The following is a 12,859-nucleotide window of genomic DNA, read 5'->3' as shown; positions in this document are numbered from 1 at the left end:
CCCGCCCGCCGTGCTTCCCTTGCGGCCGACGGATGATTGCGGATAGGGCGGCGCACCTTGAAGATCCTTGTTCTGAACGGCAATACCACGGTCGAAGTGACCGATCGCATGGTCGCGGCGCTCGGTCCGTTCTGCCTAGAGAATGTGCATATCGTTGGCGCGACGGCGGCTTTCGGCATGCCGTATGTTTCGACCCGCCCGGCCGTCGCCATCGCCGGCCATGCCGCGCTCGAGGCGGTGCGCACGCAGGTCGCGGGCGAGGCGGCGGCCGGCCGCGCGCCTTTCGACGCCTGCTTCTACGCCTGCTTCGGGGAGCCCGGCATCGACGCCCTGCGCGCCGAGAACGCCTTTCCCGTCGCCGGCATGGCCGAGGCCGCCATCCTGACGGCGCTGCAGCTGGGGGAGCGCTTCTCCATCGTCACGGTCGGCGCGGCGTGGCCGGGAATGCTGCGCGACCTGATGCGACGCACCGCCCTCGACGCGCGCTTCGCCGGCTTCGGCGTGGTGCCGGGCGACGCGCTCTCCGTCGCCTCCGACCGGGCGGCGGGCGGGCGGATCGTGGGCGATGTGATCGCGCAGGTGCTGGCCACCCAGGCCCCGGACGTGGTCATCGTCGGCGGGGCGGCGCTCGCCGGGTATGGCACCCAGCTGCAGGCCGCGTGCCCGGTGCCCATCGTCGATTCCCTTCACTCGGGCTTCGAGCAGGCGCTCGCCCTGGCGCGGCTTGTCCGCCGGGCCCGCCCCTCCGCCGCCTGACGCCCGATGCCTCAGCCCGCGTGGGCGACCCACGCGGGGAACAGGTGCCCGAGCGCCGCGGTGATCATCTCCATGGCGATGGCCGCCAGCACGATGCCCATCAGGCGCTTGGAGATGCTGAGCGCCGTCGGCGACAGGATGGTGGAGAGCGCCGGCGCGGCCGCCATGCAGATGCCGAAGAAGATCACATAGCCCACGAGCGCCAGATAGAAGCCCGCCGCGCCGCCGGCCGACCCGCTGGACTGCGAGAAGATGATGATGGTCGTCATCGTGCCCGGCCCGATGGAGAGCGGGATGCCGAGCGGGTAGACGCCGAGGCTGGAGGCGGAGCTGAAGGTCTTCTTCTCCTCCTGCGTGCCGGAATGGGCGCTGTGCTCCTCGCCGCTGAGCATGGACAGGGCGAGCAGGAGCACGATGAGCCCGCCCGCCAGCTGGAAGTGGGTGACGTCGATGCCGAACACCCCCAGCACGAGGCGGCCCCCGAGCGCGCAGATCAGGCAGCCCAGCGCCACCGTCGCGTTCAGCACCAGCATGGTGCTGCGCCGCTCCGCCGGAGAGCGGTCGGCGGTCAGGCTCAGGAAGACCGGGATGATCGTCAGCGGGTTCATGATGGCGAACAGCGCCGCGAACAGCTTGGCGGAAAGCGTGAGGTCGATATGGGCGAAGTTCACGTCGCGAGCCCCCGTGCGGCGGACGATCCAAATGGCCGGGCGACCCTAGTGCAGGGCGCCGGCCGGCTCAATGCGGCCGCATGGGGCGGCCGCGTCACCGAGCGATGAGCCCGGTCGGCACCTCGCGCGATGTCATGGCGCCGAGGACGAAGGCAAGGTTTGCCGCCGCCGCCAGCGAAGCGGCATGCGCATCCGCCCGCGCCTGGCGGGCGACGAGCAGGCCGCTGTCCGCGGCGGTCGCCACCGAGATGTTGCCGACGCCGGCCTTGTAGGCCGAGAGCGCCGCGTCGTAGGTCACGGCCGCGGCGTCGGCGAGCGCGCTGGCCGCCCGGTAGGACGCCAGCGCCGAGCGCAGGGTGTTGGCGCTCGCGACGATCTCGCGCGCGGCGGTGTCCCGCACCTTCTCGAAGGTCGCCTCGGTGGCGGCCGCGAGGGATTCGGCGTTCTGCACCTGCGCGGCGCGCAGCCCGCCGTCGAAGATGGGCACGCTCGCCCCCACCATGACGCCGGAAGCGGACGAGATCTGGCCGATGTTCGGCAGGCCGGACGCCGACAGGGAGGTGTTGCCGCCGGCCGCCACCGCGCTGAGATAGACCTTCGGCATGAACTCCGCCTGCGCGGCGGCGATCCCCGACTGGCTCGCCTTCATGGCGGAGAAGGAGGCCAGGACGTCTGGCCTGCGGGCGAGCGCGGCCTCGATCATCTTCTCGGTGGGCGTGCCGATGTTCTCCGGCAGGCTGCGGCCGGTCGCGGGCTTCACCTTCATCGCGGTGACGGGGCTCACGCCCACCGCGCCGAGCAGCGCCTGATAGGCATCCCGCTCGCCGCCCTCGGCCTGCACCAGGGCGAAGCGGGACTGCGCCACCTGCTGGCGGGCCTGCGCCACCTCCACCGTGTTGCCGATCCCGTTCTTCAGCCGCGCTTCGGCCGCATCGAGGATGTCGCGGCTGTTGGCGAGGGTCTGGGCGGCGATGTCCACGCGGCTGCGGGCGGCACCGTAGAGGAAGTAGGCGCGCGAGACGTCGTAGATGATCTTCTGGTGCACGCCGTTGAACAGCACGTTGGCGGCGCTGGAATTCTGCCGTGCCGTCTCGTGCAGGGCGCTGCGCTGGCCGAAGTCGAACACCAGCCATTGCAGCGCCACCTGCGGCGAGAGGCCGGAGATGTTGCTCTGCACCTGGTTGACGTTGCCGATGGTGACGGGGAGCGGGTTGGTGAACTTCTGGTAGCCACCGATCACGTTGGCGGTGATGAGCGGCACGTAGGTGGCCTCGACCATCCCCGCCGCGAGCGCCGCCTGCCGCGCCTGCTGCCAGGCGAGGCGGGTCGAGGGGTTCTGCGTCTGTGCCAGATCGATCAGCTCGGCAAGGCCGTAGGCCCGGTTCGGCGCGATGTCCGGCGTCGGCTTCAGCACTCCCACGGCAGGCTCGGCCGACACGCCGAAATCGCGCACCGGCGCTGCGCCCATGGTGGCGCCGGCAGGCGGGGGCGCGGCTTCCGCCGTGCGTGCGGAGGCCGGCTCGGCCGGGGTCCAGGGCTGGGAGGGATCGGCCGGCGCGCTGTCGAGCGCGTTGAGCGCGCAGGCGGGCAGGAGCAGGCAGGCGGCCGCCAGCGCGGCCAGCACGCCGGGCCAACGGCGGTTGTAACGTGCGCGCGGGAAGGTGCGCGGGGAAGGGGGCTTCAGCGCCATCGCCTCACCCCGCCGCCAGCCGCTCGATGCGGCGCACGCGCGCCGAAAGCGCGCCCGCCGCATCCTCTCCGCCGGGAAGAGCGGTGTCCGTCGCGGCGCCGCGCCCGGCGATCTCGTCGGCTGCGCGCTCGAGCCGCGCCGCGAGCTCCGGCGACCGCCCGGGCGAGTAAAGCAGGGCCGGAAGCGCGGCGCGGGCCTCCTCGATCAGCGCGGCGAGACGGCGGACGCGGCCGGGGGAGGGGCGCTCGGATGCCGGCTCGAACGGCAGCAGCAGCAGGCGCTGCCGGGCTTGCTCAGCCTCGGTCTCCACGAGGGAGGCCTCCTCCACCGCCTGCACCCGCGCCGCCGGCTCACGCGCCGCAAGCTGCGCCAAGGCGGCGAGCACGCGGGACAGGCGGGCCTGGATATCCAGCGCGGCGCTCTTCGGCCAGATGCCGGTGAAGACCAGATAGACGACGAGATTGCCGAGCAGGATGCCGACGATGCGGTCACGCCCGGCGGCCATGTCGAGGCTCGGCGCGAAGCCGTTGAGGATGGTGAGCAGGAAGGCGAGCCCCACCTGCACCCCGGCATAGGAGATGCGCTCGTTGCCTGAGGAGATCCAGGCGGCGGGCAGGATGCCGCAGAAGACAAGCACCATCAGCCCGCCCACCGATTCCAGATGGGGAATGACGAACAGGATGGAGAGGAAGCCCAGCGCCGCTCCGATGAGGCAGCCGATGATGCGCAGGGCCAGCTTGTGCACCGTTTCCGCGGTGGTCGCCAGCGCCGCCACATAGCAGGTGATCATGGCGGTGTGGATGCCCTGCCATCCGATCAGGGAATAGGTCAGGTAGCAGATGACGGCCGCGGCAGTCGTCTTCAGGGCATAGCGCTGGTAGTCCGGGTTGGTGAAGGCATCGGCGGCGAGGAACGGCGGCTTCGGCGCCGCGGCGCTGCTGCCCCCGTCCGGCCGGGAAAGGCCCGCGAGGGCAGCCGTCACCGCTTCCTCGGGCGAGCTGTTGGGGACACCGGCGGACGGGACGCCGGCCGAGGCAGTGCCGCCCGATGGAACGCTCCCGGCGCCGCTGCCGTCGGGCGCCGGCTGGGGGCGCCGTCCGGCGCGGACCGCGTCCGCCGCTTGGCGGCACCGCTCCGCAAGCGTCGCTCGCGCCGCCGCGGCGGCCGGTCCGGGCAAGGCCGCGACCGCCAGCAGCAGCTGGTAGCTGGTGCGTGTCGCGCCGGCGAGCCACGTCACCTCGGCCGCCGGGGCGGTGTGGAACAGGCGCGCCAGCATCACCTGCTGCCCGGCCGCGTCGATGCCCTCCCCGAGGGGCCCTTCGAGCCGCCGCGCTGCCGCGTCCGGCTCCAGCGCCAGCGCCTCCTCCGCCGCCTCCAGCCGGTCCACCACCGTGCCGCGCAGGAGCCGGTGCGGCGAGGTGCCGAGCACGAGGTTGAAGACGATCATCAGCGCCATCGGCATGCACGCCATCTGCCATGCGTAGAGCAGGCCGCGCGTGGCGATCTCCCCGGCCGGCAGCCGGTCCACCAGCGTCAGCACGAAGACGATGACCAGGGCGATGATGGAGCCGATCTCGCCGAGCTGGGAGGCCGCGCCGAGAAACACGAAGACGAACGAGATGAGGGCGAGGATGGACAGGCGCAGCAGCGGGCTGTCCGCCGTTGCCGAGATCAGCGGCGCCATGGCCAGCACCACCACGCTCGCGAGCAGGATGAGGCCGATGGCCTGACCTACGCATTCCGCCCCGTTCGGACGGGCGAGGAAGATGACGAGATAGCAGCCGATGGCGGCTTCCGGCACCTTGTAGACCATCGCCACGGCCGCCACGAGCGCGCACAGCAGCGCGACGCGCCACGTCATTCCGGAGCGGCCGGGAAACGGCTGGAGGTCGCGCCAGACCTGCCGGGCCATGGCCGGCCACGGCCGGTCAGCAGCGGCTGCCATGGTGCACCGTGGCGGTGGCGGAGGCGCCGATGCGCATGAGGCTGTCGGGCGGGTCGATCAGGCGGATGCGCACCGGGAAGCGCTGGGCCACCCGCACCCAGTCCAGCGACTTCGGCACGATGGGCATCGCACGCGGCAGCTTGATGAGCTCTTCGGAGGCGACGCCCCATCCCACCCCTTCCACCCGCCCGCGGATGGGCAGGGCGCGGTCGGCTAGGGCATAGACGGTGGCGCAGTCGCCGATGGCGATCTGCGGCAGCTCGGTCTCGAGGAAGGCGGCGGAGACGAACCACGCCCCGGTGTTGATGAGGGTGAAGACCGACTGGCCGGTGATCACGAACTCTCCCTGCGAGACGGTGAGGCCCACCACCTTGCCGTCGAACGGGGCGTGGACCTCGGTGTCCGCCAGCGCCCGCTGCGCGAGGGCAAGGGCGGCCCGGCGGGCATCGACCAGGGCGGCGGCCGCCGCCGTGTCGCTCACCAGCGCATCCGCGGCCGCCTGCTGGTGCAGCGCCTGCTTGAGGGAGATTTCGGCATCGCGCTTGGCGGTGGCCGCGTCGTCCACCTGCTGGGCGCTCACATAGCCCTTGGGCCGCAGCGCCTCCAGCCGCGCGAGGGTCTGGCTGGCGAGGTCGAGATTGGAGCGGGCGCGGGCCACCTGCTCCTGCGCGATCACCGCGTTGGAGCGCGCGGCCAAGACCGCCCGCCCGCGGTCGGCCAGCGCCGCCTCGGCGATGCGCAGGTCCGCCGCCGCCTGCTCCGCCTGGAGCCGGTAGGAGGTGGCATCGAGCGCGAACAGGAGGGCGCCCTTGCGCACGCTGCCATTGTCCTTCGCCTCGATGACGGCGATGCGCCCGGGCACGGCGGCGGCCACATTCACCGTGTCGGCGGTGATGACCGCATCCTGCGACAGGGGATTGAGCTCGGCGTTCCGTGCATAGCGCCAGCCGAACAGCACCGCCATCGCCACCGCCGCGAGGCTGATGCCGATGCCGAGGGCGCGTCGGGGATGAGCCTTGGCTGCCTCCTCCACCGGCTAGCGTCCGAAGCTGACGATGGAGACGAGAAAGCCGATTCCCGCCGCGATGCAGACGTAGACGGGCAGGCGCGCCGGCAGCAGGTCGTCGATGCCGAGCCGGATCAGCGCCACCCGCACGAGCACCGCGCCCACGATGCCGATGAAGGCGCACAGCAGCCAGGCCGGAAAGAACGCGCCGAAGAACGGAATCGAGGGTGCCCCTCCGGGAACGCAGCCGCCGAGGCTGACGGCCAGAAGGCCCACCGCGGCGAGGCGCTCGGCCGCGCGGTTGTCCGCCTGCCGCCGCTCAATCGCCGGAGGGCAGGAAGGGCGCCGGCGCCGGTCGCGGATCAATGGATGGGACACGCGGGAGGAACCTCCGCCGACGAACGGGCCTTCGGGGCGGATGCGGCCTCGGTGCGGTGTCCCGATGCTTCCTTCCCACGCGGAAGTCCTAACAAGCGGTTAACCGGAAATCAAACCCGGTCAGTGCGCTAACGCTGGGGTACACGGACTTTCCGCCCGCGCCAAAGTGTGCGACCAAGCAGGGCATTGGGAGCCCGCGCGGCTTCACGGTCAGGGGAATGCAGGCATGTGCACAGCGCTCGTCTACAGTGACGCTTCGGGACACGACTATCTCGGCCGCACGCTGGAGCTGACCGTCGATCTGCCCTACGAGGTCGCCTTTTTCCCCATCGGCTTTGCGGTGAGCTCCGAGGTGTCGGGCCATCCCGCGCTCGCCTACAAGCTGGCCCATTCCTTCCTGGCCGTCACCATGCCCGCCCGGGTGCCGACGCCGGCGGCGCCGATCGGCATTTCCGACCTGAAGGTGATCGAGGGCCTGAACGATGCGGGCGTCACCTTCAGCATGCTGTCCTATCCCTCCGCCGCCGGGCGGGCGCAGTCGGCGGAGATGACGCGCGCGGTGCTCGCCGTCTCCGATCTCGGCAGCTGGGTGCTGGGATGCTTCGCCTCGGTGGCGCAGGTGAAGGCGGCGCTCGCGGCCCAGCCGGTGTTCCTGGAGGCGCTGGCCATCCTGCAGGGGGCGGTCGCGCCGTTCCATTACGTCGTCAACGATGCCGCCGGCGCCTCGCTCGTCATCGAGTTCCACAAGGGCGAGATGCAGCTCTACGACAACCCCGTGCGCGTCATGACCAACGGGCCGCGGTTCGACTGGCACCTGACCAATCTCGACAACTACACGTTCCTCAGCAACGTCGACCGCGCCAGCGCCACCTTCGGCGGCTATGCGGCACGCCAGCCGGATTCGGGCATCGCCACCGAGGGCCTGCCCTCCTCGAGCACGTCCGTGGGCCGTTTCGTGCGCGCCGTCTACTATGCCCAGTTCGCCGAGAAGGCCGATACGCCGGACAAGGCGGTTTGCGCGCTGGCCCATGTGATGAACAATTTCGACCGCCCGCGCGGCATCTCCATCGACTACCCCGGCGACGGGGGCGGGCACATGGAAGTGGCCGGCCTCAAGGAGGACGGGGCGAAGCCCTACGCCACCGAGTTCACCACCTGGACCAGCCTGTCGGACCTTGATCGCCGGCTGTTCTTCGTGCGCGACTATGCCGGAATGAACTTCACCCGCTTCGATCTCGGCGCGCTTGCGGGCGTCGATGCGCCCAAGGTGATCCCGCTGCACCGGCTGGCCGGCGCGCCCGCCGACGCCACCGCGGCGCTCAAGGGCGGTCAGTGACCTGAGGGGCGGACCCGGATTTCGGGACCGCCCGCCGAACCCGAGATGCAGGCCCGCGACGCCGCGGGCCCGACACGGCCGGCCGGGATGGCGCCACGCGCTAGACCATCAGGCGCTGGCTGTGCTCCCGCGTCGTCCGCTTCAGGAATTGCCACACCGCCTGAACGCGGGCGATGCGCTTGAGCTCGGTCGGCATCATCATCCAGTAGGTCCGCTGGAAGCTCACCTCGCTGCCGAGCACCGGCACCAGTGCGGGATTGTCGCCCGCGAGGTAGGACGGCAGGATGGCGATGCCCCCGCCCGAGGCGACGATGGCCATCTGCGAGAAGATGCTCGTGCTGCGGATGCCCGGCGTGCTCGACTGCACCAGATCCCAGATCACCGGCAGGCCCTTGGCCGGGCCGCTCTCCTCGATATAGCTGACGAGGTGGTGGTCCTTCAGGTCCGCCAGCCGCCGGATGGGGGCGCGCGTCGCGAGGTAGGACGGCGCCGCATAGAGGCGCAGCGTGTAGTCGTAAAGCTTGGTGATGAGATAGGGACCGCGCTCCGGCCGGTCGATGGTGATGACGATGTCCGCCTCGTTCCGCGCCAGCAGGATGGGACGGGGCTGCACGATCAGGTCGACCCGCAGGTTGGGATGCTCGCCGCGCAGCGCCGCAAGGTCGGCCGGCAGCACGCCGGCGCCGTAGCCCTCGGTGCAGCCGAGCCGGACGATGCCCGTGACCTGCTGGGCCGGTGCGGTCTGCTCCTCGTCCATGCTGAGGAACAGGTCCTCGATGGCCTGCGCTTCCACCAGCAGGTTGCGGCCCCGCGTGGTCAGCTCATGCCCCTCGTGGGTGCGCGTGAACAGCGGGGCGCCGACCGCCAGCTCCAGCCGCTGGATGCGGCGGGAGACGGTGGTGTGCTTCACGTCCAGGCGGCGCGCGGCCTCGGTCAGCGTGCGCGTGCGCGCCAGCTCCAGAAAGAACCGGAGATCGTCCCATTCCATGCGCGCGCCCCGAGGATGTGCAATTTTGCACACTAGCCTTACGCTCAGGGGCACTTCAAGCGCGCGGCCCGCGTGATACCAATTTCCCTGCGGAACCGATCCACGGAGCGCGGCGGCACTGCCCGCAAGACGCTCAGGCTGCTGCCACGCAGAAGCTGAAAACGGACGGTCCGAGGGAGCAAGTGATGTCCAGGATTGCCTTCATCGGCATCGGAAACATGGGTTTTCCGATGGCGGCCAACCTTGTGCGCGCCGGCCACGCCGTCGCCGCCTTCGATCTTTCGCCAGATGCCTTGCAGCGTCTCGAAGCCCTCGGCGCGCAGGTCGCGCCGAGCCCGCTCGCTGCGGCCGAGGGCGCCGACATGGTCATCACCATGGTGCCCAACAGCCGCGCGGTTTCCGGGCTCTATCTGGGGCCGGAGGGGCTGCTCGAACGCCTTCAGGCCCGCCCGCTGCTGGTGGATTGCTCGACCATCGCGCCGGAGACCGCCCGCGAGGTGGCCGCGGCGGCGGAGCGCGCGGGCTTCGCCATGCTGGATGCCCCGGTTTCGGGCGGCGTGCAGAAGGCGGCCGAGGGCACGCTGGCCTTCATGGTCGGCGGCCGCGACGAGGTGCTGGCGCGGGCGCGGCCGGTGCTGGAGCAGATGGGGCGCTTCGTCTTCCATGCCGGCGGCAGCGGCGCGGGGCAGGCGGCCAAGATCTGCAACAACATGCTCGCCGCCGTCACCATGGCCGCGACCGCCGAGGTGATGGAGCTCGGCGCGCGCAACGGCCTCGATCCGGCGGTGCTGACCGCCATCATGCAGAAGAGCTCCGGCGGCAACTTCTTCCTGGAGCGCTGGCATCCCTGGCCCCAGGTGCTGCCGGAATCGCCCTCCAGCAAGGGCTATGTGGCGGGGTTCCAGCTCGCGCTGATGCTGAAGGACCTCGGGCTCGCGCTCGACAACGCCCGGGCGAGCGGCGCGGCCGTGCCCATGGGGGCGCTGGCGCAGAGCCTCTACGCCATCCGGTCCCGCGAGGACGGCGCCCCGGCGCTGGATTTTTCCTGCATCCAGACGCTCTTCACGCGCCCGGCCTGAACTGAAATCCCCCATCCAAGGAGTATTCCCGTGTACGGCATCGACCATTACATCGGCGGCACCTTCAGCCGCGGCTCCGGCACCCGCTCCGGCCCGGTGTTCAATCCCTCCACCGGCGAGGAGATCTACCGCTGCAACTACGCCGATCGCGGCACCGTGGACGCGGTGGCGAAGATCGCCGCGGCGGCCGGCCGCGCCTGGGCGGGCCAATCGCAGGCGAAGCGCCTGCAGGTCATCTTCAAGATGCGCGAGCTGGTGATCGCCAACATCGAGGCGCTCGCGCAGATCACCGGCCTCGAGCACGGCAAGACCATCGACGACGCCAAGGGCGAGATCGGCCGCGCGGTGGAGGCGCTGGAGTTCGCCACCAACGCCGCGCAGGTGACCAAGGGCGAATATTCGCTCAACGTCGGCGGCGGCATCGATACCTTCTCGATCCGCCAGCCGGTGGGCGTGGTGGGGTGCATCGCGCCGTTCAACTTCCCCGTCATGGTGCCCATCATGATGGGCGCCATGGCGGTGGCGGTGGGCAACGCGGTGGTGGTGAAGCCCTCCGAGCGCGTCCCCGGCGCGACCGCGTTCGTCAGCGACCTGTGGAAGCAGGCGGGCCTGCCGGACGGCGTGTGGAACGTGGTCAACGGCGACGCCGAGGTGGTGGACGCCATCCTGGAGCACCCCTCCATCGCCGCCATCAGCTTCGTGGGGTCCACGCGCGTCGGCGAGTACATCTACCAGAAGGGCTGCTCCCACAATAAGCGCGTGGCGGCCTACACCGGCGGCAAGAACCACATGGTGGTCATGCCCGACGCCGACCTGGAGGCCGCCGCCGCCGCCTTCATCAGCGCCGGCTACGGCTCCGCGAGCCAGCGCTGCATGGCCATCTCGCTGCTGGTCGCGGTGGGCGACGAGACCGCCGACCGCCTGCGCGCGCTCATCGTGCCGATGGTGGAGAAGCTGCGCGTCGGTTCCTATGACGACAAGAGCGCGGACTTCGGGCCGCTGGTGACCGCGGCCGCCAAGGCGACGGTCGAGGCCGCCATCGCCCGCGCCGTCGAGGAGGGCGCCGAGCTGGTGGTGGACGGTCGCGGCGCCGGTCCCGCCGACAAGGGCTTCTATGTGGGCGCGTCGTTGGTCGACAATGTCACCACCGACATGCAGATGTGGAAGGAAGAGGTCTTCGGCCCCGTGCGCGGCATGATGCGCGTCACCTCGCTCGACGAGGCGATCGACGTGGTGAACGCCCACGAATACGGCAACGGCGCGGTGATCTTCACCCGCAACGGCCGCGCGGCCCAGCGCTTCTACACGGAAGTCGAGGCCGGCATGCAGGGCGTCAACGTGCCGGTGCCGGTGCCGGTCGGCTACCACAATTTCGGTGGCCTGCGCCGCTCCAAGTTCGGCGACGCCCACATGTTCGGGCCGGATGCCGCGCGCTTCTACACCAAGATGAAGACCATCTCCCAGCGCTGGCCCGAGCCTGACGCGCGCGAGGAGCATGCCGTCTCCATGTCCTTCCCGAGCAACGGCTGAGGGAGAGGCCGGGCACGCCCGGCGGCGGTCATCCGGACCGCGTGGAAATTCCGGGGCGGGTGGGTCACGCCTCCCGCCCCGCAGGGACGGAGCCCGGACACCACCGGGCCCGGAAAACACAATAATCAAAGCAGGAGGAACGCCGTGAAGCTGATGACTTCCCTCGCCGCGCTGGTCGCGTCCGTATCCTTGTGCCAGGCCGCGGATATTTCCGGCGGCGTGGTCAAGATCGGGGTCCTGAACGACCAGTCCGGCGTCTATGCCGATTTCGGCGGCCGCACCTCCGTCGAGGCCGCGCGCATGGCGGCGGACGACTTCACCGCCAGGAACAAGAACATCAAGGTCGAGATCGTCTCGGCCGACCACCAGAGCAAGGTGGACGTGGCCTCCGCCACCGCCAAGCAGTGGTTCGAGCTGGAGGGTGTCGACGCCATCGCCGACCTGACCAACTCGGCGGTCGCCATCGCGGTGAACAACATGGGCCGCGAGCTCGGCAAGGTCACGCTGATGACCGGCCCGCTGACCACGGCCCTGACCAACGAATCCTGCTCGCCCACCGGCTTCCACTGGGGGTGGGACACGTATTCCCAGTCGGTCGGCACCGCCTCCGCGCTGCTCGACCGCGGCGAGAAGGACTGGTTCATCCTCGCCGCCGACTACGCCTTCGGCGCGGCCATGACGGCGGAGCTCGACCGGGTGGTGACGGCCAAGGGCGGCAAGGTCGTCGGCCAGGTGAAGCACCCGCTCGGCGCCAACGATTTCTCCTCGTTCCTGCTGCGCGCGCAGTCCTCGAAGGCGCAGATCATCGCGCTCGCCAATGGCGGCACGGACACCATCAACGCCATCAAGCAGGCCGGCGAGTTCGGCATCGCGGCGGGCGGGCAGAAGCTGGCCGGTCTCGCGGTGGTGATCAGCGATGTCCACGCCCTCGGCCTGAAGGCGGCGCAGGGCCTCATCGTCACCACGCCCTTCTACTGGGACCACGACGCCGAGACCCGCGCCTTCTCCAAGCGCTTCCAGGAGCGCACGAAGCGGATGCCGGGCGTGGTGCAGGCGGCGACCTATTCGGCCGTGCTGCACTATCTGCAGGCGATCGCCGCCGCCGGCACCGACGACGGTCGCAAGGTCGCGGCCAAGATGCGCGAGATGCCGGTCCACGATGCCTACGCCCCGAACGGAAAGATCCGCCCGGACGGCCGCATGGTGACCGACATGTACCTCGTGGAGGTGAAGACCCCGGCCGAATCCAAGGGCGAGTGGGACTACTTCAAGGTGCTCGGCAAGATCCCGGATGCCGACACCGCCGCGCCCCTCTCGGCCTCGCGCTGCCCGCTGGTGAAGGAAGCGGCGAGCCAGGGCAAGTAGCCCGCGCCGGGTCCCGTCACCAAAGCAAGGCCGGTGCCCGCCTGACCGGGCGCCGGCCGGCAGGGGCCAGCCATTCCAATCAAAGCTCGCGGATGCGGGAGCGTGCGGATGCGCG

At 70.6% G+C, this 12,859-nt stretch carries 11 protein-coding genes; 5 read left to right on the top strand and 6 right to left on the bottom strand.

Going from position 1 to position 12,859, the window contains the following annotated elements:
• Nucleotides 1-57 precede the first annotated feature (57 nt).
• Complete coding sequence (locus V5F49_RS03460) at nt 58-756, top strand: aspartate/glutamate racemase family protein (protein WP_394114572.1); 699 nt, start codon at nt 58-60, stop codon at nt 754-756.
• An 11-nt stretch (nt 757-767) separates the two neighbouring features.
• Here the strand turns inward: V5F49_RS03460 and V5F49_RS03455 are convergent, their stop codons facing one another.
• From V5F49_RS03455 to V5F49_RS03435, 5 genes are all read right to left on the bottom strand, one after another.
• Complete coding sequence (locus tag V5F49_RS03455) at nt 768-1,427, bottom strand: MarC family protein (protein WP_394114573.1); 660 nt, start codon at nt 1,425-1,427, stop codon at nt 768-770.
• Nucleotides 1,428-1,521: 94 nt separating this feature from the next.
• The gene (locus V5F49_RS03450; RefSeq protein ID WP_394114574.1) at nt 1,522-3,117 is read right to left on the bottom strand and encodes a TolC family protein; all 1,596 of its coding nucleotides are present in this window, start codon (nt 3,115-3,117) and stop codon (nt 1,522-1,524) included.
• A 4-nt stretch (nt 3,118-3,121) separates the two neighbouring features.
• Nucleotides 3,122-5,062 (bottom strand): FUSC family protein, encoded by a 1,941-nt coding sequence (locus V5F49_RS03445; protein WP_394114575.1) that lies wholly within the window; start codon nt 5,060-5,062, stop codon nt 3,122-3,124.
• Complete coding sequence (gene mdtN / locus V5F49_RS03440; RefSeq protein ID WP_394114576.1) at nt 5,046-6,095, bottom strand: multidrug transporter subunit MdtN; 1,050 nt, start codon at nt 6,093-6,095, stop codon at nt 5,046-5,048. The genes V5F49_RS03445 and mdtN overlap by 17 nt, the downstream gene beginning before the upstream one ends.
• Nucleotides 6,096-6,098: 3 nt before the next feature.
• Nucleotides 6,099-6,446 carry a YtcA family lipoprotein gene (locus V5F49_RS03435; protein ID WP_394114577.1) on the bottom strand — a complete coding sequence of 116 codons (348 nt, stop codon included), beginning with the start codon at nt 6,444-6,446 and terminating at the stop codon, nt 6,099-6,101.
• A 226-nt stretch (nt 6,447-6,672) separates the two neighbouring features.
• Between V5F49_RS03435 and V5F49_RS03430 the strand changes: the two genes are divergently transcribed.
• Nucleotides 6,673-7,782 (top strand): linear amide C-N hydrolase, encoded by a 1,110-nt coding sequence (locus V5F49_RS03430; protein WP_394114578.1) that lies wholly within the window; start codon nt 6,673-6,675, stop codon nt 7,780-7,782.
• A gap of 100 nt (nt 7,783-7,882) precedes the next feature.
• Here the strand turns inward: V5F49_RS03430 and V5F49_RS03425 are convergent, their stop codons facing one another.
• Nucleotides 7,883-8,770: a LysR family transcriptional regulator gene (locus tag V5F49_RS03425; protein WP_394114579.1), complete on the bottom strand. Its 888-nt coding sequence runs from the start codon at nt 8,768-8,770 to the stop codon at nt 7,883-7,885.
• A 185-nt stretch (nt 8,771-8,955) separates the two neighbouring features.
• Between V5F49_RS03425 and mmsB the strand changes: the two genes are divergently transcribed.
• The 3 genes from mmsB to V5F49_RS03410 all read left to right on the top strand — a co-directional run bounded on the left by mmsB (nt 8,956) and on the right by V5F49_RS03410 (nt 12,744).
• Nucleotides 8,956-9,849 carry a 3-hydroxyisobutyrate dehydrogenase gene (gene mmsB, locus V5F49_RS03420; RefSeq protein WP_394114580.1) on the top strand — a complete coding sequence of 298 codons (894 nt, stop codon included), beginning with the start codon at nt 8,956-8,958 and terminating at the stop codon, nt 9,847-9,849.
• A 30-nt stretch (nt 9,850-9,879) separates the two neighbouring features.
• The gene (gene mmsA / locus V5F49_RS03415; protein ID WP_394114581.1) at nt 9,880-11,379 is read left to right on the top strand and encodes a CoA-acylating methylmalonate-semialdehyde dehydrogenase; all 1,500 of its coding nucleotides are present in this window, start codon (nt 9,880-9,882) and stop codon (nt 11,377-11,379) included.
• 153 nt (nt 11,380-11,532) lie between these two features.
• Nucleotides 11,533-12,744, top strand: a complete 1,212-nt coding sequence (locus V5F49_RS03410; RefSeq protein WP_394114893.1) for an ABC transporter substrate-binding protein — start codon at nt 11,533-11,535, stop codon at nt 12,742-12,744.
• The last annotated feature ends 115 nt before the right edge of the window (nt 12,745-12,859 follow it).

The organism is Xanthobacter lutulentifluminis, assembly GCF_043194675.2.
Classification (GTDB): domain Bacteria; phylum Pseudomonadota; class Alphaproteobacteria; order Rhizobiales; family Xanthobacteraceae; genus Xanthobacter.
The sequence above is the reverse complement of the archived record's forward strand: the minus strand, read 5'-3'. Positions and strand labels throughout refer to the sequence as shown.